Origin of the sequence: Levilactobacillus muriae (assembly GCF_045862015.1) — a bacterium.
GTDB classification, from domain to species: Bacteria; Bacillota; Bacilli; order Lactobacillales; family Lactobacillaceae; genus Levilactobacillus; species Levilactobacillus muriae.
The window spans coordinates 59,323-80,152 of record NZ_BAAFRU010000002.1; the positions used below are offsets into that span (position 1 = coordinate 59,323).

Here is a 20,830-nt window from a genome sequence, read left to right on the forward strand (position 1 = left end):
CAGATGGCATCCGAATCACTAGACTTATTCGCGGGCGACAATGGCGACCAGGCCGATTACGTGGTCGGCACCGTCAGCGCGGTCTTCTTTGCTAGCCAGGATAGTTTCTACAAGGTCATGCTGATCAAGGTGTCCGAGACCAGTCTGGAGTGGCACGAGGACGAGATCGTTGTGACGGGAAACTTTGCGGACGTGAAGGATGATGTGACCTATCGCTTCAGTGGAAAAAAAGTCGAACATCCCAGGTACGGTGTACAGTTTCAGGCCGACAACTATCAAAATGAGACGCCAACATCCCGCAGTGGGGTTATCACCTATCTGAGCGGCGATGACTTCCCTGGGTTGGGTAAGAAGACAGCGGAAAAGATCGTCGATGGGTTGGGGACCAATGCCATTGAGAAAATTCTCGATGACAGTAGCGTCCTGATGCCGCTGGGCCTGTCACCCAAGGTTGTGGCGACACTGATCAGTCAGCTTCAGACCAATAATGGGATGGAACAGATCATCATCGGGTTGAATGGGTACGGCTTTGGGAGCACACTGGCGGCCGCCATCTATAATCGATACGAGGCAAAGACGTTGGATGTGATTCATGATAATCCTTATCAGTTGGCCGAAGACATCACGGGGGTCAGCTTCAAACGGGCCGATCAGATTGCGACCCAGCTGGGCTACGAGGCCGACCGACCAGAACGGCTACGTGCAGGCCTCTTACAGACGCTTACGGATCTGTCCGTGGCTAATGGGGATACCTATACCACGGCTAAACCATTATTGGCAAATACATTAAGTCTCCTAGAGAACTCGCGGAATGTCCGGTTGAATCCGCAGGACATTGCCAATCAACTCCTTGAACTGGCAAAACAGGAGAAGGTCGTGGGTGATGACCAACGTATCTATCTGAAGTCACTCTACGACGCCGAGTGGCAAATTGCTGAACATTTTCAACGGCTCTTACAGGGTGGCGAGGACGACGACCGGTTTAACGATGAGGGCATTGCCAAACAGGTCCGCATCGTCGAAAAACAAGCCGACATCGTATATGACGATTCGCAAACGGCTGCGCTGACCGCCGCCGTGAAGGCTAAAGTTATGCTGCTGACCGGGGGACCCGGAACCGGGAAGACGACGATTATTCGGGGACTGGTCAACCTGTACGCGCGGTTGCATGAGGTGTCGCTCGACATCAACGCGTACAAGGATCAACCCTTCCCGATTTTGTTGGCCGCACCAACCGGCCGCGCTGCGAAGCGCATGAGTGAGTCGACCGGGTTGCCGGCCAGTACTATTCACCGGCTACTGGGGTTAACGGGACGAGAGGAAGACCTCGATGCCGCAGCCACCAAGGATCTAGAGGGTGGCTTGTTGATCATCGATGAGACATCGATGGTCGATGTCTACTTGATGAAGACGTTGTTGCGAGCAGTTCCTGTGGGGATGCAAGTCATCCTGGTGGGAGATAAGGATCAGTTACCATCCGTTGGTCCTGGTCAGGTATTTCACGACCTGTTAGCTAGCGACCAACTGCAGAAAATCCAGCTGGACACCATTTATCGGCAGGGCGATGGGTCATCGATCATTCCTCTGGCACACGCGATTAAGAACGGAGAGTTACCGGCTGACTTTACGAAGAATCAGCCGGATCGGTCATTCATCCCGTGTCATGCCAATCAGGTCGAAAGCGTCATTGATCAGATTGTAGGTCGGGCACACGCTAAGGGCTTTACAGCTAGCGATATTCAGGTGCTTGCCCCGATGTACCGTGGCTCTGCCGGGATTGACCGCTTGAATGTGGTTCTGCAGGATATTTTGAATCCCCGGAAGTCCGAGCGTACTAAGGAAGTCGAGTTCCGTAATCAGAAATTTCGCATTGGTGATAAGGTCTTACATCTCGTAAACAGTCCCGAAAATAACGTCTTTAACGGTGATATTGGAACAATTACTGGGATTGATCTGAGTGCCAAGAATAAGGAGATCAAATCCGATCAGTTGACGATTGCCTTTGAGCAGACCGAGGTCACGTATTCACGAAATGACTGGAATCGCTTGACGTTAGCTTACTGCATGTCGATTCACAAGTCGCAGGGGTCCGAGTTCAAGATGGTCATCCTCCCAATGGTTGGCCAGTATAACCGGATGCTGCAACGAAACTTGCTGTATACGGCGGTCACTAGAGCGGCGGACATGCTCATCCTCTTGGGAGAGCCAAATGCGTTTGCCACCTGTGTCAACAATCTGTCGGTTAACCGACACACGACATTGACCACACGGATTCAGCACGTGTTGGATCCCGAGGGGACACCCGCGACGACTGAAGCAACGCCAGATGTCGACGCACTAACGGTAGAAATACCGACCGGAAATGAGAAAACAGTGGCGCCAAGTGAGAAAACACCGGAAACGCCTTCATCGGTAGTAGCAGCGCCGACCGAACCCGCTGAGTATCGCTTAACGCCGGAGCTGGTAAGCGGTCGTGAAATTGACCCCATGATTGGGATGCAGGGAATTACACCAGCCCAATTTATGGCAAAAGCCTAAAAGTGCGGCGCGAATCGTTGCGTTTCCGGTCAAAGATTGCGATAATGTAAACAGTAAATTAGGCGTTGCACGACTTTATTTAGTGGGGACCATCCCGCGAACAGCACAACGTAAACTTAAAATATAAAAGAATTTGGGGAAACCCACTGGGAGGCTGTTATGGCAGAACATGTCGAAGCTGGCAGAATGAAAGTTTTTGCACTGAATTCAAACCGGCCACTCGCGGAAAAAATTGCGAAGGCTGCAGGCGTTGAACTGGGTAAGTCAACGATCAAGCACTTTAGTGATGGCGAAATTCAAATTAGTATCGATGAGAGTATTCGTGGGGACGAACTGTTTATCATTCAGTCAGTCTCAGATCCAGTCAACACGAACTTGATGGAACTGTTGATCATGGTGGATGCTGCACGGCGGGCCAGTGCCGAGAAGATCAACGTGGTAATTCCATACTACGGTTACTCACGAGCCGATCGTAAGGCACGTTCACGTGAACCCATCACCGCAAAATTAATTGCGTCACTCCTTCAAATGGACGGTGTCAGTCGGGTGATTGCCTTGGACTTGCACGCGGCGCAATTGCAAGGGTTCTTCGATATTCCGGTGGATCATTTGCAAAGTGACCGACTGCTGGCCAGTTACTTTGAAGATAACCCCGAAATGGCAGATGATAACTTCGTCGTGGTCGCTCCCGATCATGCCGGTGTGAGCCGGGCCCGGCGGTTAGCTGAGTTACTGAGTGCACCAATCGCGATCATTGATAACCGGGACGATACGGAGAATTCCGGACATCCCGATGCCGTTATCGGGGATGTGAAGGGTAAACGGGCCATCCTAGTCGACGATATCATTGATACCGCCTTACGGATTACCGTTTCTGCCCGCGCCCTGAAGGCTGCTGGTGCTGCGGACGTTTACGCCTGCGCAACCCATGCGGTTCTGTCTGGCCAGGCAACGGAACGTATCGACGAGTCACCACTAGAGAAAGTGGTTTTCACCGATTCGATTCAGTTGCCTGATGAAAAGAATAGTGATAAATTTGTTGTATTGTCCGTTGGTGAGTTATTTGGAAAAGCCATGGACCTCATTTATCATCAAGAACCCGTGGATTCCTTATTCCATAAGCCTTTGAAGCAGCATAAACAATAAAACTGATGAGGGCCGTCACGCTGGTGATGGTTCTTATTTTATGCCATGACGAATCCGCAAAGGGGTTGAACGGGTGGCACCACAAACATCTAGATTAAGGAGCGAGTAGTTTGAGAGGAAAACATTTTGGTATTTTACTGGGAATCACAGCTTTAGTCGTGGGTGGTCTCGCTGCTTGCGGAAAGACCACGACCTCTAGCAAGGCAGGTTTGGCGGCTGATCAAGAGGTCAAGTTGTCTACAAAGTCGGAAGTCACGACCTTGGATGTCTCCAAGGCTGCAGACTCCACGAGTTTGACCCAGTTGTATCATACGCAAGAGGGATTGTATCGGTTAGGTAAAAATGAAAAATTGGTCAATGCGATGGCGACGAAGACAACGGTCAGTGACAATGGGAAGACCTATGTCTTTAACTTGCGTCACGATAACAAATGGAACGATGGCAAGACGGTTACGGCCAAGGATTACGTTTACTCCTGGCAGCGCACGGTCAATCCCAAGACAGCAGCTGAATATGCTTACCTGATGGCGGGAATTCAGAATTACAGTCAGGTACAAAGTGGTAAGTTGGCGCCTAGTCAGCTGGGTGTTAAAGCATTGGGCAAGTATAAGTTACAAGTAACGTTAAGCAAGCCAGTAGCCTACTTCAAGCTATTGTTGGCTTTCCCAACCTTCTTTCCACAAGAGCAGAGTGTCGTGGATCAGTATGGTAAGGACTATGGTCATTCCAGCGACAAGACGGCGTATGATGGGCCATTTGTCATGACGAAGTGGCAAGGGACTAATCAGAACTGGCAATTGGTCAAGAACACCAAGTTCTGGGATAAAAAGAAGATCACCTTGAAGAAGATGAACTTCCAAGTCGTTGCTGATCCGTCGACTGGGCTTAACCTCTATCAGCAAAAGAAGTTGGACGCGACGACCCTGGACGGAACGCAAGTGGCTAACCTGAAGAACAACAAGGATATGAAGACCTTCGTTGGGGGCTCGACTTACTACATGCAGATGAACCAAAAGCGCATCAAGGCTTTGCGGAATTTGAAGGTTCGTCAAGCCTTATCCATGGCCATTAATAAGCAACAACTCGCTAAGAGCGTGTTGCGGGATGGGTCAAAGGCACCGTTAGGATTTGTATCACAGAACTTGACACAGAATCCGAAGACCAAGACGGACTTTGCCAAAGATGCGTACGTCAAGAGCGGCGTGACCTACGATTTGACGCAGGCTAAGCAGCTGATGAAGGCTGGCTTGAAAGCGAGCGGGACGAAGAAATTGAACTTGACCCTGATGGCTGATGATACCAGTGTGACCAAGACAGTTGCCCAGTATATTCAAGCCGACTTGGAAAAGTTGCCTAACGTGAAGGTGACGTTGAGTACGTTGCCTTACAAGACACGGTTGAGCCGTTCAAATAGTGGAAACTTTGACTTGGTTCTGTCCAATTGGGGGGCTGACTTTGCCGACCCCATTAACTTCTTGTCGTTGATGAGTACGGGGAACACCAATAATAACGGTGGCTTCTCCGATGCCCAATACGACAGTTACGTGAAGAAATCTGAGAATCAGGATGCCAACAAGCCAACGGCGCGCTACACAGACCTGGTCAATGCCGAAAAGCGCCTGATGACGCAGCAAGGTGTGATTCCGTTGTATCAACCGGCAACAGTTGAAATGTGGAATTCTAAGGTCAGTGGTTACGTTTGGAACCCAGCCGGCATGAGCCGTGGGTACCAATGGATGTCAGTCCAGAAATAAATGGAGTTGTATGAGAGGTTTGGCCGTTGGGCTGAACCTCTTTTTTTTACAGCTAACTGAAGGTTGAAAGCCAAAATACTCGCCTTACTCTTGCAACTGTAGGAATTATCACCGCTAAATTAATGACAATGGTCGCACTCCGGTGGCCAGGGATTCCGCTGGCTGTGGGGAACGCCTTCAGCCAAAGGACGGGCTGGGAGCTCGTCTGAAAGCCGCCAAGCCCAGGCGTCTCCCAGGTCGTCCCACGATGTAAGGCCGGGGAAAAAGCCGCCCGGTCTAACATCGTCGACACGGCTAGCTCCATCCCTGACCGCCTCCGGCTCAGATTGTACAGATCCATTTCAACCACTGAATTACAGGTGGTTGTTAGGGTTTAAGCATAAAACTGTAACGTTTCTATAGGTATAATCCACGTTGCCTCAGATCAACCACATAAGCCGAGAGGTCGGCAGATATGGGCTCAGGCGCGTCGTTCTACTTAGTCAGAGGGTGTTTTTCATACTGGCTTAGTAGAAAGCCAAGCTTGTAGACTCGGTCCTTTCGAGGCTTCAAGTTGTGTTCGCACCGATCCAGCCCATATCTGCCGGCCTGTAAGGCGATGGTTGGCCAACGTTGCCTAATTTTAGGCCCAGTATCGTTGTGGCACCAGTCATAATGAGTATTTTGAAACTTGCAACCTTCAGTCTATAGCTTAAAGTCGCGCAGAATAGTCTCACGTTGGGCCAGACTCTTTTTATCAACCTGCGCGAAGTTTTGCCACTTGAAGTGCCACAATCGCGTTTTCAAGAAGGTTCCTCGGAAAAGAAATTTGGCCAATGGGGCACCGAACAATAGGCGGTAAGCCAGATTAGGGGTGCTCATCGTGGTGATAATTTCGATCTTAGGCTGTTTAGTCAACTTGGTTTTCATGGAATCGGCTTGGTAAAGTTGTCCCTTGGCGTAGACCTTGTCTAGAAAGCCTTTGGTCATGGCTGGCATGACTTCCCACCAGACGGGAAACATAAAGACGATACGGTCGGCACCCAGTAAACGCAGTTGGTAGTCGGCAACTTGAGGATCGGTCGATTGACCTCGCCGCCAATTGGACAAATCAGCGGCGGACATAACCGGGTTGAAGCCATCCGCATGTAGGTCGATCAGGTCAATTTCATTGTTTTCAGAGTGCAATTGTTTCATAACGGATTGCAACAGGGCCGCAAGGAAGGAACGATGATGGGGAACATTGTGACCGGCAGTTGCCGTGTATGGGTGATCAAAGATAATTACAGTTTTCATAAATAAAGACCTCGTTTTTAGTTGATAAATAGAGTATAAAGGGAAGTGAAACCGGCAGCATTAACATATGTTAATTTAGGTTGCCAAGGAGGTCATCACATGCAAGAACCAGCTTATTTAGCACAGAAATTTCCGGAGATTGGCGAGCACTGGTCGGAACTCCAGTCCTTATTTGTGGCCAAGCACGTCGCAACTGGATGTACGCTCCTCCTCGAAGGTGATGTGGCCACCGAACTTTTTATCGTGACCAACGGGGCGTTGCGTCTGTGGCACAGCAGCTCGGGGCGCGATATTACGCTCCAGTTCTTCTTTGAAAATCAAATTGTATCTTCCTTTGAGAGCTTTTATTTGGATCAACCCAGTGGGTTCTCGATTGAAAGTTTTGAAGATACCGATGTCTTGATGCTCAGCAAACGTGATTTCACACGGATTCAGCAGCGATATCCGTCAATTGAACCGGCCATCACACGGTTTATCTGTGAGCGGTTCATCACGTACCGTAACATCTTTTTCACGCAGCTACAGGACTCTCCGGTTGAGCGTTACCGGCAGCTAGTTGATGATGCCCCGGAGATTTTGGATCGGGTGCCGTTACGGTTAGTTGCATCGTATTTGGGAATCACACCGGTATCATTGAGTCGGATTCGGACACGGTTGAAGTCGGAGAAAAATTAGAATGCCATTCGACGTGATTACACCAGAAGAATCAGAACCTAACGACGTCACTAGACGGGCAATGGTTTTGGCAGAGGCTAAAGAGCTTGGACTGGTTCCTGACGATTCACCAGTCTTTGCTGATGTTGACAAAATGATGAATTATTTAGATCGTGGGGAATAGGATGTATAGATTGAGCTTTGAATCACAATTTTTGCGAGACTTTCAAGAACTTAAGCGGAGGCATTCAGAACTAACAGCTGAATTAAGACGGGCACTTCATGAATTGCGAGATATGGGGGCTGTGTCCGATACATATAAACCGTATATTTTGGTGAATAGGGGCGGCAACTAGGACTTTCATTGGTCATAAGGCGTAGCTGATGTTCTGGGATTATCGTTAAATCCGGTCGTTAGACTCGTGAGAATCGGGTCTCATAGTGCGTTGTTCAAAGGAAAGCTGAAATGGAAAGAGACCTTCTGAAGAGACAGCTAAAATTGTCTCTATACTATTACCAATGTAAATTTACGGAGTTTTGTCTCACTTTTTTTAAAATAATTTGAAAATTCGTTTTAATCACGTAATGGTGTGGGGACGACAACCAATTTTTGCAAACGAAAACCAGAAATTAATGGGGAACAGAAGGTAATTGATTTTCAGGGTAACTGCGGTTAAAAATGTTCCGTTTGTAAACGCTGGAAGGCAACGTGAATATTACGGGCGCAATATTCACAATTGAAATTATGTATGAAACATGTTATACCTAGAGTAGTAACTATGAAAGCGAATACATAATTTCGATAAGTCTAATGAAAGTTGGAGGTCAACACCATGCAATTTGATGACTTACTTACAGAACAGAGAAACCACCGCTCGACACATATCGACCGTGAATCAACGTTGGAGATGGTTGGCACGATCAATCGTGAGGACCACCGGGTAGCTCGCGCTGTGCAAAAGCAGTTGCCAGAGATCGCTGCGGCCATTGATGCTGCGTATCCGAAGTTCGACCAGGGTGGGCGTCTAATCTACGTGGGTGCTGGGACTTCTGGCCGGTTGGGAGTTATTGATGCTACCGAACTCCAACCGACTTACGGATTGACCGAGCAACAAACGTTTGGACTGATTGCTGGGGGTAATCAAGCGTTAACTCACACGTTACCGTCCGTTGAGGATTCACCGGAACTGGCGCAGGATGATCTCGCTGCCGTGCAACTGACGGAGAACGATGTGGTCGTGGCCAGTGCTGCTTCCGGGCAGACGCCATACACTGTAGCCGCTTTAAAATTTGCACAGGAACACGGGGCTATTGGTATCGGTTTCTCATGTATTGAAGAGAGTCCACTGGCGCAACTTGCCGACTACCCAATCACGCCGGTCGTGGGTCCTGAAGTGATTACGGGGGCCACGCTCCTGAAGGCCGGGACTGCCGAGAAGATGGTGCTCAACATGCTGTCGACCGGGATCATGGTGAAGTCGGGAAAGGTTTATCAGAACTTGATGATCAATGTGGTTCCAACTAATGGTAAGACCTTTGAACGGGCTAAAAAGATTATCGCGGAGGCTACCCAGACATCAACCTTGGCAGCAGAACGGGCGCTTGACCGGGCCGGCAATAACGTGCCGTTGGCCATTGTGTTAATTGAAACCAAAGGCACCATTGCGGAGGCCAAAAAATTGCTTGACGCCACTGGTGGCCACGTTTCACAGGCTGTCAAACTCAGCGATGACGTCCATCAGGTTTAAGGTAAAAACTTGACTGGTCCACACCAATTCCTTTATACTCGTAGGTAGGCATAAAGGGAAGGAATGTGGCAAATGTATTTAGCAGATGAACATCGTTATGAAAAAATTCCAGTGCGGCGTGCCGGGAATACTGGGTTTCAATTACCAGCAATTTCTTTCGGAATGTGGCATAACTACGGGGAAAATGCCAATTATGGCGATACCCGCGACATTATCTTGAAGGCGTTTGACGCAGGAATCTTTAGTTTTGACTTGGCCGCAAATTACGGGCCGGGTTCCTACGAAGCAGAACGTCTTTTTGGTGAGGTATTGGAACGTGAATTAAAGCCATACCGAGATGAATTGGTCATCAGTAGTAAGGCTGGCTTCCACATGTGGCCGGGACCTTATGGCCAAATGAGTTCTCGCAAGGCTTTAATGGCCTCGCTGGACCGTTCCCTGAAACATATGGGGTTGGACTACGTGGATATTTTCTACAGCCACCGTTACGATGCTGAGACGTCGCCGGAAGAAACGGCCGTAGCCTTGGATGATATGGTTCGGCAAGGTAAGGCGTTGTACGTCGGCATTTCCAACTACACGGCCCCACAAGCCGAAGCGATGATCAAGATCTTTAGGGATCTGCATACGCCATTTGTCGTGGACCAAGTCTCTTACAACATGTTGAATCAGAGCGCCAACGACGACGGTCTCTTCGAGATGCTACAGAAAAACAATGCCGGTGCAATCGCCTATGGCCCCCTATGTGAAGGCCTGCTGACCGACAAATACTTGGACGGCATTCCAGAGGATGTTGACATTCACTGGTCCAGTGAATACATTTTGGAACAGGGACGTGACAAGATGCTGGGCAAGTTGCAAGCACTGAATAAGATCGCACACAGTCGTGGGCAAAAGCTCTCTCACATGGCCCTTGCGTGGTTGCTACACAACCCGGTTATCACCAGTGTCATCACTGGTGCTTCCAAACCTGAACATTTATATGAAAACGTAAAAGCAGTTCAAAATTTAGAATTTGACGATGAAGAATTACAAGCTATCGACAAGATTTTAAAGGCTTAGGACTGGGTAAAGACTGACGACGCAAGGCTTAACTTACGACGCAGCCTTTTCTTTTACACCGGCTAAACGGTGGAAACGGAAGATGATGGTAAAAAGCCCAGGTCAACTTAGACGCTTAGTTGGTTAGGTCACTAGACAATCTTGTGAGCATCGGGCCCTATTTGGTTATAAATTTGATAATAACGAATGCTATTCTGCGAAATAAGAAAAATTGTTCAGCAAATGGGTTACGGGATAGGGTATAATCGTTATAGAACAAGTGAGGCAGGTTAACTGCCAATACTTGAGACAATAGAGAATTAGACAGATTGGTGTGGAGGATGTTATGACACGTAAAGTAACGATTCGGGACCTGGCAGAGGCCGCTGGCGTTTCGGTGACCACGGTTTCGCAGATTCTAAATGGCAAGGGCGAGCGCTTCAGCATTGATACGCGAACGCGCGTGCACCAACTCCAAGAAGAGATGGGATATGTGCCGGATTTCAACGCACGTAATCTGATTATGCGTTCCGCACAGACGATTGGTGTCATCGTGCCTAACCTGGGAAACCCCTTCTTTAGTATGTTTATCAAGGGCGTTCAGTCGACGAGTCGCGAACGTCACTTTATTCCACTGATCTTTGGGGCGAATTACGATGAGGACCTGGAAGGGTACTATCTGCAGGAACTGATCAAACGGGCCGTTGACGGGCTGATCATCGCTAGTTCTTCGATCACCGTTGATGCTATTGACAATATCTTGAAGAAAAATGGGATTCCCTATCTGTTGATCGATCAAAACGGGGGTCCTAGTCTCGATAGTGTTCGGATCAACGACCAACATGGGGGGCAAATTGCGGCTGAGCATTTGCTTGCGCTGGGTCACGAGAAGATTGCCGTCGTCATGCCCAATGATCCGACAGACAACTTAATTGTGCGGCTAGAAGGTTTTAAGCACACGCTGGCAACAGCTGGCGTGACCCTGCCTGCAGACGCGACGATTATTTCACCAATGACTAAGCTTGGCGGTTACCAGGCGGCAGCGGCCGTGGTCAAACAAGCCCCAACGGCGGTGTTTGCGGTCAACGATGAAATGGCTCTGGGTTTGATTCGTGGCCTACACGAACAGGGTATTCGCGTGCCGGAAGACATCTCGGTTCTAGGTTATGATGATATTGACCTCGATGACTACGTTGTACCAAAGCTGACGACGGTTCATCAGCCGGTTGTGACGATGGGGGAACAGGCCACAACATTATTGATCAACCGGATTCAGAAACGTCAATTGGCCCCACAGACGGTGGAGCTTCCTGTTGAATTAAAAGAACGGGAGAGCACGGGACCTGTCAGTAAATAACCCATCAAATATTAAAAAATAAGTGAAAAAAATTTCAAGTTTTACTTGTAAGCCTTTTCGAATCATGATACGCTAGTAGTAATCTGAAACGGGTTACCGGGCGTGTTGGTAATACGTAAAACGTTTTACGAACGGATAAATGGTTAAGGAGTGAAAGTTTATTATGGCAAACAAAGTTACTGTTTTGGGAAGTCTCAATGTGGATACAACCTTACGGGTTCCCCGTATGCCGTTACCAGGTGAAACCCTGTCAACTGAAAACAAGAGTAGTGCCGCTGGTGGGAAGGGTGCGAACCAGGCCGTTGCCGCAGCTCGTGCTGGTGCCGAAACACGGTTCATTGGTAAAGTCGGGAACGACGATGCCGGCCGTTTCATGGTAGAATCCTTGCAAGAAGACAAGATCGATACGAGTGCTATTGTCACCGACAAGACAGTCGGTACCGGTTCTGCCTTCATTCTGTTGGATGAAGAGGGCCAGAACAGTATCTTAGTTTACGGCGGTTCTAACCAACAAATCAAGGACGCTGAAGTCTTAGCTGTCGAAGATGACATTGCCAAGGCTGACTTCCTGATCGCCCAATTTGAAACGCCTCAAGCTGCCACCTTAGCTGCCTTTACGGTTGCTAAGCAACACGGTGTAACGACGATTTTGAACCCAGCACCAGCTGCTGAGATCGATCCCGCTATCTTAAAGGTTACGGATCTCGTTGTTCCTAACGAAACTGAAAGTGCTGTTTTGACGGGTATCGAAGTCACTGACCGTGCGTCAATGGATGCCAATGCCGACAAGTTCCGCGAGATGGGCGCCAAGAACCTGATCATTACCGTTGGGAGTAAGGGTGCTTACTACGCAACCGAAAAGGAATCAGGCTTTGTCCCAGCATTTAAGGTTAAGGCAGTGGATACGACCGCAGCCGGAGATACCTTTATCGGGGCGTTGAGCTCACAATTAAAGAGTGACCTGAGTAACATTGAATCCGCATTGACTTTCGCACAACGTGCTAGTTCATTGACGGTTCAAGGCTTGGGCGCTATGCCTTCAATTCCAACCTATGATGAAATCATCGCTGCGAGCAAAAAATAAGGCTTAAAAAGCGGGTTTTCTGAAAGACTTAACTAACTAAGCAATTTTTTCGAAATTTTCGGAAAAGATTGCTTTTTTTTGCAATTTTTAGACAACCGGTTGCAACATCACGAAATCGGTATATTTGATAATACAGTTATTCAATTATTATAAACGTTGGTAGAATAACTTTTAAAAGAGTGGTTGCATTATTTCGGTTGAATTGGTATAGTTAGAAAAGTCAAGGAGATGCTGTTGACGATATCGATTAAATCAACGAATGCATGTGCCAATCAAAAATGGTAGTCGTGAATGGTCCGGCTACATAAAAGTGAGGTTATCTATCAAATGTTGAATGAAAAAGCAGTAAAAAAAGCAGATTTTGATGAAGTTGATACGCAAGCGGTGACGGCCGTTCGGATGCTCAGTATGGATATGATTTCGCGGGCCCGTTCCGGTCATCCTGGCTTACCTTTGGGGGTTTCGCCAATGGCTTACGTCTTGTTCTCCCGGCACTTGCGGATTGATCCTTCCTTCCCACAGTGGTTCAACCGCGACCGGTTCGTTCTGTCAGCTGGTCATGGGTCAGCGATGCTCTACAGTCTACTGCACCTCAGTGGGTTTGCTTTGACCAAGGCCGATTTGATGAATTTCCGTCAGGTTGGTAGCAAGACCCCAGGGCATCCCGAACATGGGGTTACGCCAGGTGTCGATGCCACGACTGGTCCTTTGGGACAAGGGATTGGGATGGCCGTGGGGATGGCCATGGCTGAAATGCACTTGGGTGCCGAATATAACCGTGCCGAATTTAACGTGGTCGATCACTATACGTACGCAATCTGTGGGGATGGTGATCTGATGGAAGGGGTCGCTGCAGAGTCAGCGAGCCTCGCCGGTCAGTTAAAATTAAATAAATTAATTGTCTTATATGATTCAAACGATGTTTCATTAGATGGCCCGCTCTCCAACGCTTGTCATGATGATGTGGCCGGTCGGTTTGAGAGTTACGGTTGGAACTATCTGCGGGTTGCCGATGGCAATGATTTGGACGCTATTGATGCTGCCATTACCGCCGCTAAAGACAATGAATCTGGGCCAACACTGATCGAGGTCAAGACGGTGATTGGTGCCGGCAGTCCTCACCAAGGCACGAATAAGGTTCACGGCGCACCGCTCAATGCAGAAGATCTTGCCGCTACCCGTGATTTCTACAACTGGGATAATGATCCCTTCACGGTTCCTGCCGCCGTTACTGAGCGGTTCCAAAGTACCGTGAAGTCCCGTGGCTGGGCTAGTCATCAGGAATGGTCTAACTTAGTTACCCGTTATTCTACTGGCGAACCCACCTTGGCTGCGCAATTTGCACAGGGAATTAGTCAGAGCTTACCTGTTAACTACACGGAGAGCCTCCCAACGTATTATAAGAAGGATGCACTGGCTTCTCGGGCCAGCGGTCATGAGATTCTCCAACAGTTGAGCGCAGCCTGCCCGAACCTTTGGGGCGGTTCAGCCGACTTGTTCAGTTCAAACAAGACCAACGTTGCCGACGAGGATCGCTTCAGTCGGGACAATCCAACCGGTAAGAATCTCTGGTTTGGGGTTCGTGAATTTGCCGAAGCCGCTGCAATGAATGGTATTGCATTACACGGCGGGACGCGCGTCTACGGGTCAACGTTCTTTGTCTTCTCCGATTACATGAAGCCAGCGATTCGGTTAGCAGCGCTACAAAAATTACCGGTCATCTATGTCTTCACCCACGACTCCTTAGCTGTTGGGGAGGATGGCCCCACCCACGAACCCGTTGAACAGTTGGCGGCGTTGCGGTCTATCCCAGGTTTGACGGTCTACCGGCCAGCCGATGGGAATGAAACGGTTGCGGCTTGGGAACAGGCTATTTCTGCAACGGATCACCCAACGGCCATTATCTTGACGCGACAGGGGTTGCCGACTTTACCAAAGCCAGCCGCAAAGGTCCGCGCTGGTGTGAAGCGGGGTGGTTATATCGTCACCGACGCCCAGCATGAAGCCGAAGGTATCTTGATGGCCTCGGGTTCTGAAGTGAAGCTGGCTGTGGATGCACAGCAACGGTTGGCCGAGATCGGCCATGATGTCCGCGTGGTGTCCATTCCTAGTTTTGAGAAATTCAGTTCCCAATCTACTGATTATCAGGAGAGTGTTCTGCCCAAGCAGCTCCGCCGTAGAGTCGCGGTTGAAATGGCGAGTGGTGCCAGTTGGTACCGGTACGTTGGTCTTGATGGTGTCGCACTGACGCAGGAACACTTTGGGGCTAGTGGTAACGGAACGGCTGTCGTCGAGATGGCTGGTTTTACCCCGGAAAATGTCGTTCAAGCCTATCTAGACTTGTTGTAAAAGAAAAGTTTCTACTATAATACTATGTCCTCCAGTCACGCTAGGCTTCCGCAACTAGTGTGACTTTTTTGTGGAGCACTAAAGGTGGCGCGTACAAAATACGTTGAAAGCCTCAGCTCACAAGAAATGTCATCTGCCGTTGTCAGAGATTCCGACGCCTTTATTGACCTTGAAACCGTCAATGTTGAGACGAGGCGGTATTGACAGAGCTTTAGTGGCTAGTTATCGAAACAATCACGTAAGTTGCAGAACAATCTAGTAAGTTGACCGAATTATTGGTAAGATTGGGGTAAAGAAACTGGAGGCGGTTTTAATGGAGATTCGACGGATTAAGGTTCCCACAGCGTTAGTGTGGTCTGCACCGACGGTAGCCACAGAGACTGATCAGACTTATTTACAGGACGGCGATCTGACGGCGTGGCTGGCAGCCTTGCAACCAGCTGATCGGCAGCGTTTGGCTGATACAGATGGTATCGTCACTGAAGCGCTGTTTAACGATCGGGTCGTGTTAGATCGGCAGGAGGGCGACTGGGCCCACGTTTTTGTGACGCGCCAGGCAAATCGGTTGGAACGGCGGGGGTATCCCGGTTGGATTCCGATGGCGCAATTGACGACAAGTGATGCTGAGTTGGAGTATCCGACGACCACGGTTCGCTTAGTTCAGCCAACGACGACTTTGCTAGATGCTGATCAACAGTCAGTGCTGACCTTGCCAATGGGAACCATTCTAACCACGACTAGCCAGGATGTGGCGTGGATTCAAGTCGTGACACCATTGGGCTCCGGCCAGATTCCAGCAGCGGCTGCGCAACTCGGCGTAACTGGTGTGGATGATGGGGATCGGATTCTCGCATTAGGCCGCCAGTTTATCAGTACGCCTTATCTGTGGGGTGGTTTGACCCCAGCCGGTTTTGACTGTTCGGGTTTTGTTTATGCGTTGCATCGTGCGTTGGGGATCCCAGTACCGCGTGATGCTCAGGATCAATTTGCCAACGGTTATCCCGTAGCACCTGAAGAATTAACGGCCGGTGATCTGGTCTTCTTTGCCACGGATCATGGCACGGGAACCATTCATCATGTGGGCCTGTACGCCGGCGCCGGGCAAATGTTACACGCTCCTAAACCTGGTGGTCAGGTCGAGGAAATCAGCATGGCAAAATCTGCCTTTGCACCTGAATACGCCGGTGCACGGCGTTTCTGGCAATAATTTCAAGTCTGAAGAATTCTCTAAGGTCACTATGGATTCGGTCCTCGTGGTGATTCTCATGCTATACTGAGTTTACCGGGGAAGTTAAATTCAAGTGAAAAGAGAGTGCAAACAATGAAATTAAAGCGAGTTATCTTGAGCTTGGCGGCAGTTGCTCTGGCAGTTGGAATTGGTGGTAGCATGGTTAGTGCTGCCGCGGATACCACGAATGCGACGAGTGATACGAGTAGCTCCGCAACCAGCGGCAGTACCGTTCAGACCAAGGCCTTGTCAAAGGCTTACGTGGTCTATGGTGCAGGGTTAGCCAGCGAGGACAAGGATGCCGTGGCTTCGGCCTTGGGCGTTAAATCCAATTACAGCGCATTAACGGCGACTGGGAGCGATTACGCCCAGTACTTGAACTCAGCCGGGACGACCGATGCCAGTATGATTAGTTCCGTGGCATTGGCGCCGGCTGATCCGGGTACTGGTGTGAAGGTTAACATTGCCGAATATAATGGTAGCAATAATATTACAGAAGTTACTTCGCAACAGTATGCCATGGTTGCCACGATGGCCGGGGTCAAGGACGTCATCATCACGGTGACGGCCGATAAGTCCGTTTCAGGTGAGTCGGCGCTGACTGGGGTCTACAAGGCCTTGGCAGCGGACGGCTTAACGTTGAACTCCGAGAATACTCAGGCTGCTAATGGGGTCCTGGATGCCACGCAACCCGCCATTGATAATAACAGTAGTGATAAGAAGTATCCTGGTAAGCTGATGTCAGCGGTCGGTTCAGTTTCTTCCGACTTGGCCAAGCAACGGCAAAACGGGAGTGACCTGGCAACTAAGGCTGACATTGAAGCAATGTTGGAAAAGGCCTTGGCTAAGCAGGGCGTCGATGGTAAAACCAGTCAAACGCAGATTACTAATATTGCGGTTGCTCTGAGCAAGGTTCAGCAAGCACCAGTCTCAACCAGCAAGACTTACGTGACTAACGTGACCAACGTTGCAAATAATTTAGCCAATAGTATTGGTGACAAAATGGCCAATGTGAAAGATTTTGCCAACAGTGCTGATGCTAAAAAAGCTGAAAACTTCCTCGTTCAAATCTGGCACCAGGTTGTCTCGTTCTTCCAAGGACTATTCAACTAAGGGACGTCAGAACGGCGGGATTACTAACTAACGGGAGAATTTCTCCCGTTTTTTTGTGCGCAAAAATAAATTTCACAAAGTCGCAACAAAATTTGCTGGTTGTAACCTACAGAAAGCGTTATCAATGGCAATTTGTATTCTGCAAACATTTTTGGCCTGGAAACTGCTTGAGGTGTTCAATGGAATTATTGCAGGCAAATTTTAAGGCTTTCAGAACAAAGGTTTGCCTCGTGTAAGCGCTCTAAGCCCATAAACAGTCGTTTTCGATCTGTAAATGTCATGATAAATTCAAAAATGGGAACAAACGTTTAAGCTTAAAAATTGGTTATGATTTCCTTAATATTTCACAAGGAACTGGCAAAACGTGTGGTAATATTAATTTGTGATTCGTATTTACTATGAACGACCGGAAGTTACTTGCTGAACAGCAGGACTTTCACGTTCACCTGCGTTGAAAAAAAGTCATAAAAGGACGTGTTGTTGAAAATGAGTACAGGACAACGAAAAACCACCAAAGCACTTGTCGGCGTCGTTAGTGCCATGGGTGCTTTAGCAGCCGGAGCCACGATCACCGCCAATGCAGATAGTATTCAAGTCAAGCAGGGCGACACCGTTTGGGAACTTTCACAAAAGTTAGGCGTTTCGATTCAAGACCTTGAACAACAAAATTCGATTGATAGTAAGACTGACATGATTTTTGTCGGTCAGAAATTACAAGTCCGTTCCGCTAAGGCCCAAAAGACTTACACCGTAAAATCTGGTGATACGCTGTGGGACTTAGCACAGCAGTACCACGTTTCTGTGGCACAATTACAAAAAGCTAATCACCTGGATGGCGATGTTCTCAGTGTGGGACAGAACCTGACGATTCCTAAGGGGAGCGTTGCGTCTACCACGAGTAATGCGACGACATCCACGACCCGTAGTGCAACGCAACAGTCAACACAAAAAGCCAATGCGGTGCAAGCTCAAATTGTGGCGCAACAGCAGGCCGCAGCTAGCAAGCAACAGCAAAAGCAGAGCGCCGCGGTTACTAGTTCCAGTACCGGTGGTACCACGACACCAAGTACGAAGACCCCTAGTGCGACAAAACAAGCCGCATCAACAACAGCTGCAAGTAAGTCATCACGGACGAGCAGTTCAGCTGTGAAGGATAATCACGTCAACGCTACATCACAAGTCACAAGTCATTCAAGCAGTAACGCTACTGCCACGACTTCGAATAGTGCAGTTACTTCTAACAGTTCGTCCACAACGGCCCCAAGTGCCACGAGTACGAGTCAACCGGTTCAGCGTCAGTCTCGTGCAGCTGCTGTGTCCAGTCAGTCTTCGTCATCCAATACGACGCAGTCTAGCTCACAGACGACGGCTCCAAGTACGGCGCGTACAAGTACCGTAACTAGCAGTAGCAGTCAAACGCAAGCGCAGCCGCAGACAAGTAGTCAAAATGCGACGGCCACGACCCGGACGAAACGGATCAAGACCACGACACAATCCGCCGTTAAGAAGCAGGCTGCCCAAGCGTCTACGACAACTAGCAGCAATACAACTAGTACCAGTTCTTCAGCAACGGCCGCAACCAGCAGCAGTACTAAGAAGACCACGAACACTGCCGGCTTGACCAGCGGTTCCGTGACTGGGTTAGCCCTGAAGTTAGCTTCAGCCAATATTCCTTACGTCTGGGGTGGTTCTTCACTCAGTGGGATGGATTGTTCTGGATTAGTTGCTTACGTTTACAAGAATGCAATGGGCGTCAGCTTACCACATAACACGGTATCGCAAGAAGCCTATGTTTCAACGCACTCTGTCGCTTCAGCTAAGCCTGGCGACATTCTCTTCTGGGGTGCGAAGGGGTCCACTTACCATGATGCAATCTACTTAGGCAATAATCAATTCGTTGCTGCACCACAACCTGGCCAAAATGTTAAGGTTCAACAGATCAGCAGTTACTTCATGCCATCCTTTGCTGGGACGCTGAAGTAATCGGTTGCAGGGAAAAAGTTTATGAAAATCGCTGAAAAAGTTTAAGATAATCGTTAACAAATCCGTTAGCAAGTGGTATGATTCCTCTTAGTCGTTTAAGAAAACGGGAATCAAAAAACTAAACTTGTTAAAGGAGTTGTGTAGTGATGAGTAATCGGGTAGAGATTCTGGAAGAGTATCGGCAGGCTAATTCACAGCTAACCACGTTGAAAGAAAAGGAATCCGCAACTGTTCAAAGTACTAGTGAAACCGTACAGATTGAACCGCGGTATGGTGAGGAAATGAACTACCTCAGTAATAAGTGCGCTCAGCTAGACATGATTCTGGAAGCAATGGATGCTTCTGAAGATTAATCATAAACTGTCGTTGGTCAGTGCCAATGGCGAGAGGGTGTGGTCGTGACCACACCCTTTTTTATATTGTCATAATGAGCGAAAAAAAGGTCCTATCAGACACAGCAAATGCTGCGTCTGATAGGACCTTTTCAAGTCTTACTTTCAAAATACCATTAATGGCCTAAATTGTCGTGTCAAACCAGAAAGGATACTGTTTGAGACCCACATAAACGTCAAAGAAACGTCCACCCATCTCTTCACCGTCTAATTGGCCGTATTCGATGGCCGGAACGGTGAGGTGGACACTTGATGCCTGATAGTAGTGAACGGCCTTAGACGTCAAATGACGCTTAAATACGAGACGTAGGGCTAACCACATTAATTTGAAGAAGTTGGGCTTTTCAATGACAACCAAATGTAGTTTGTGATCGACAATGGTTGCGGCTGGGGCAATACCCACGCCACCGCCGAAGTAGGGGTGGTTGGTGGTGGTGACCAGGAATGCATTGGGATAAATATCCCGTTGGTTGCCCACGTGCACCGTTAGCGTAAAGCCAGTCTGATTGTAGTACACGTCCAGGGCTGACGCTAGGTAGGAAAGCTTGCCCATGTGGTGCTTGTTAAGCCACACTTTAGTTTTGGACTGGTTGGCTTGAGAAATAATAGCGGCATCGAAGCCAATTCCAAGATTGTTGGTGAAGACGCCGCGCTCCTGCTTGATAGTCTCGTCATAACTCCCAATATCATAGTCGGTCGCATGTGTACACTGAATAACCTGTTTTAAGGCGTCCTGCCATTTAAGTGCCATACCAGCGCCCCGGGCAAAGTCGTTGCCTGAACCGATCGGTAAGTAGGCGACCGGAATAGGGTGGGTCCGTGGCAACTTGGTGAGGCCGTTAATGGCTTCGTGAAGGGTGCCATCGCCACCAACGGCGAGGACAACCCAGTTTTGATGGGGTTCATCGGGTAATTTTTTGGCAAACTGCTCGCTTAAAAGAATCGCGTGGTTCGCATATTCCGAGATGGCAAGCTGATAGGAGACCTGGGCGGCATCAAGCTGTTGCTTGATTTCCGGCCACAAGTCCTTCGCACGTCCGCTGCCCGCGTGCTCGTTTAAGATGATATAGAACTGGACACTCACCATACTTCTCCTCTCAATTATTAATCTTCACTATTATAAACGAAATCGACCAAACTGCCTAGTGATTCTAGTGGAACTTTCCTT

The 20,830-nt window shown here is 48.9% G+C and carries 16 protein-coding genes; 14 read left to right on the plus strand and 2 right to left on the minus strand.

Annotated features, from left to right (window positions below; genetic code table 11):
• Positions 1-3: 3 nt before the first annotated feature.
• From recD2 to ACKTSF_RS01335, 3 genes are all read left to right on the plus strand, one after another.
• Positions 4-2,538, plus strand: a complete 2,535-nt coding sequence (gene recD2 / locus ACKTSF_RS01325) for an SF1B family DNA helicase RecD2 (protein WP_407885902.1) — start codon at positions 4-6, stop codon at positions 2,536-2,538.
• A 159-nt stretch (positions 2,539-2,697) separates the two neighbouring features.
• Entirely contained in the window at positions 2,698-3,684 is a 987-nt protein-coding gene (locus ACKTSF_RS01330) for a ribose-phosphate diphosphokinase (protein WP_407885904.1), read from the plus strand.
• A gap of 110 nt (positions 3,685-3,794) precedes the next feature.
• Complete coding sequence (locus ACKTSF_RS01335; RefSeq protein ID WP_407885906.1) at positions 3,795-5,438, plus strand: peptide ABC transporter substrate-binding protein; 1,644 nt, start codon at positions 3,795-3,797, stop codon at positions 5,436-5,438.
• A gap of 684 nt (positions 5,439-6,122) precedes the next feature.
• Here ACKTSF_RS01335 and ACKTSF_RS01340 read toward each other — a convergent pair.
• Entirely contained in the window at positions 6,123-6,713 is a 591-nt protein-coding gene (locus ACKTSF_RS01340) for an NAD(P)H-dependent oxidoreductase (protein WP_407885908.1), read from the minus strand.
• Between the two features lie 99 nt (positions 6,714-6,812).
• On the opposite strand from ACKTSF_RS01340, the gene ACKTSF_RS01345 reads away from it, so the two are divergent.
• From ACKTSF_RS01345 to ACKTSF_RS01395, 11 genes are all read left to right on the plus strand, one after another.
• Positions 6,813-7,388, plus strand: coding sequence for a Crp/Fnr family transcriptional regulator (locus ACKTSF_RS01345; RefSeq protein ID WP_407885910.1), 576 nt, complete (start codon positions 6,813-6,815; stop codon positions 7,386-7,388).
• 1 nt (position 7,389) lies between these two features.
• On the plus strand, positions 7,390-7,551 hold the full coding sequence (locus ACKTSF_RS01350) for a DNA damage-inducible protein J (protein WP_407885912.1): 162 nt from the start codon (positions 7,390-7,392) through the stop codon (positions 7,549-7,551).
• A 649-nt stretch (positions 7,552-8,200) separates the two neighbouring features.
• Positions 8,201-9,115: an N-acetylmuramic acid 6-phosphate etherase gene (murQ, locus tag ACKTSF_RS01355; protein WP_407885914.1), complete on the plus strand. Its 915-nt coding sequence runs from the start codon at positions 8,201-8,203 to the stop codon at positions 9,113-9,115.
• Positions 9,116-9,187: 72 nt separating this feature from the next.
• Positions 9,188-10,177 (plus strand): aldo/keto reductase, encoded by a 990-nt coding sequence (locus tag ACKTSF_RS01360; protein WP_407885916.1) that lies wholly within the window; start codon positions 9,188-9,190, stop codon positions 10,175-10,177.
• 325 nt (positions 10,178-10,502) lie between these two features.
• Positions 10,503-11,513, plus strand: a complete 1,011-nt coding sequence (gene rbsR, locus ACKTSF_RS01365) for a ribose utilization transcriptional repressor RbsR (protein ID WP_407885918.1) — start codon at positions 10,503-10,505, stop codon at positions 11,511-11,513.
• 163 nt (positions 11,514-11,676) lie between these two features.
• Positions 11,677-12,597 (plus strand): ribokinase, encoded by a 921-nt coding sequence (gene rbsK / locus ACKTSF_RS01370; protein ID WP_407885920.1) that lies wholly within the window; start codon positions 11,677-11,679, stop codon positions 12,595-12,597.
• Positions 12,598-12,924: 327 nt separating this feature from the next.
• Entirely contained in the window at positions 12,925-14,946 is a 2,022-nt protein-coding gene (gene tkt, locus ACKTSF_RS01375) for a transketolase (protein ID WP_407885922.1), read from the plus strand.
• A 313-nt stretch (positions 14,947-15,259) separates the two neighbouring features.
• A complete protein-coding gene (locus tag ACKTSF_RS01380) occupies positions 15,260-16,153 on the plus strand; it encodes a C40 family peptidase (protein ID WP_407885924.1) in 894 nt (297 codons plus the stop codon).
• A gap of 114 nt (positions 16,154-16,267) precedes the next feature.
• A complete protein-coding gene (locus tag ACKTSF_RS01385; RefSeq protein ID WP_407885926.1) occupies positions 16,268-17,287 on the plus strand; it encodes a DUF1002 domain-containing protein in 1,020 nt (339 codons plus the stop codon).
• A gap of 486 nt (positions 17,288-17,773) precedes the next feature.
• On the plus strand, positions 17,774-19,270 hold the full coding sequence (locus ACKTSF_RS01390) for a LysM peptidoglycan-binding domain-containing protein (protein ID WP_407885928.1): 1,497 nt from the start codon (positions 17,774-17,776) through the stop codon (positions 19,268-19,270).
• A 146-nt stretch (positions 19,271-19,416) separates the two neighbouring features.
• Complete coding sequence (locus ACKTSF_RS01395) at positions 19,417-19,623, plus strand: hypothetical protein (protein ID WP_407885930.1); 207 nt, start codon at positions 19,417-19,419, stop codon at positions 19,621-19,623.
• 163 nt (positions 19,624-19,786) lie between these two features.
• Here ACKTSF_RS01395 and ACKTSF_RS01400 read toward each other — a convergent pair whose 3' ends face one another.
• Positions 19,787-20,749: a diacylglycerol/lipid kinase family protein gene (locus tag ACKTSF_RS01400; RefSeq protein WP_407885932.1), complete on the minus strand. Its 963-nt coding sequence runs from the start codon at positions 20,747-20,749 to the stop codon at positions 19,787-19,789.
• Positions 20,750-20,830: the final 81 nt, after the last annotated feature.

Bases quoted from the DNA above. Each gene is read 5' to 3' on its own strand.
- recD2 (WP_407885902.1), top strand. From the start codon at position 4: ATGGCATCCGAATCACTAGACTTATTCGCGGGCGACAATGGCGACCAG.
- ACKTSF_RS01330 (WP_407885904.1), top strand. From the start codon at position 2,698: ATGGCAGAACATGTCGAAGCTGGCAGAATGAAAGTTTTTGCACTGAAT.
- ACKTSF_RS01340 (WP_407885908.1), bottom strand. From the start codon at position 6,713: ATGAAAACTGTAATTATCTTTGATCACCCATACACGGCAACTGCCGGT.
- ACKTSF_RS01345 (WP_407885910.1), top strand. From the start codon at position 6,813: ATGCAAGAACCAGCTTATTTAGCACAGAAATTTCCGGAGATTGGCGAG.
- ACKTSF_RS01350 (WP_407885912.1), top strand. From the start codon at position 7,390: ATGCCATTCGACGTGATTACACCAGAAGAATCAGAACCTAACGACGTC.
- murQ (WP_407885914.1), top strand. From the start codon at position 8,201: ATGCAATTTGATGACTTACTTACAGAACAGAGAAACCACCGCTCGACA.
- ACKTSF_RS01360 (WP_407885916.1), top strand. From the start codon at position 9,188: ATGTATTTAGCAGATGAACATCGTTATGAAAAAATTCCAGTGCGGCGT.
- rbsR (WP_407885918.1), top strand. From the start codon at position 10,503: ATGACACGTAAAGTAACGATTCGGGACCTGGCAGAGGCCGCTGGCGTT.
- rbsK (WP_407885920.1), top strand. From the start codon at position 11,677: ATGGCAAACAAAGTTACTGTTTTGGGAAGTCTCAATGTGGATACAACC.
- tkt (WP_407885922.1), top strand. From the start codon at position 12,925: ATGTTGAATGAAAAAGCAGTAAAAAAAGCAGATTTTGATGAAGTTGAT.
- ACKTSF_RS01380 (WP_407885924.1), top strand. From the start codon at position 15,260: ATGGAGATTCGACGGATTAAGGTTCCCACAGCGTTAGTGTGGTCTGCA.
- ACKTSF_RS01385 (WP_407885926.1), top strand. From the start codon at position 16,268: ATGAAATTAAAGCGAGTTATCTTGAGCTTGGCGGCAGTTGCTCTGGCA.
- ACKTSF_RS01390 (WP_407885928.1), top strand. From the start codon at position 17,774: ATGAGTACAGGACAACGAAAAACCACCAAAGCACTTGTCGGCGTCGTT.
- ACKTSF_RS01395 (WP_407885930.1), top strand. From the start codon at position 19,417: ATGAGTAATCGGGTAGAGATTCTGGAAGAGTATCGGCAGGCTAATTCA.
- ACKTSF_RS01400 (WP_407885932.1), bottom strand. From the start codon at position 20,749: ATGGTGAGTGTCCAGTTCTATATCATCTTAAACGAGCACGCGGGCAGC.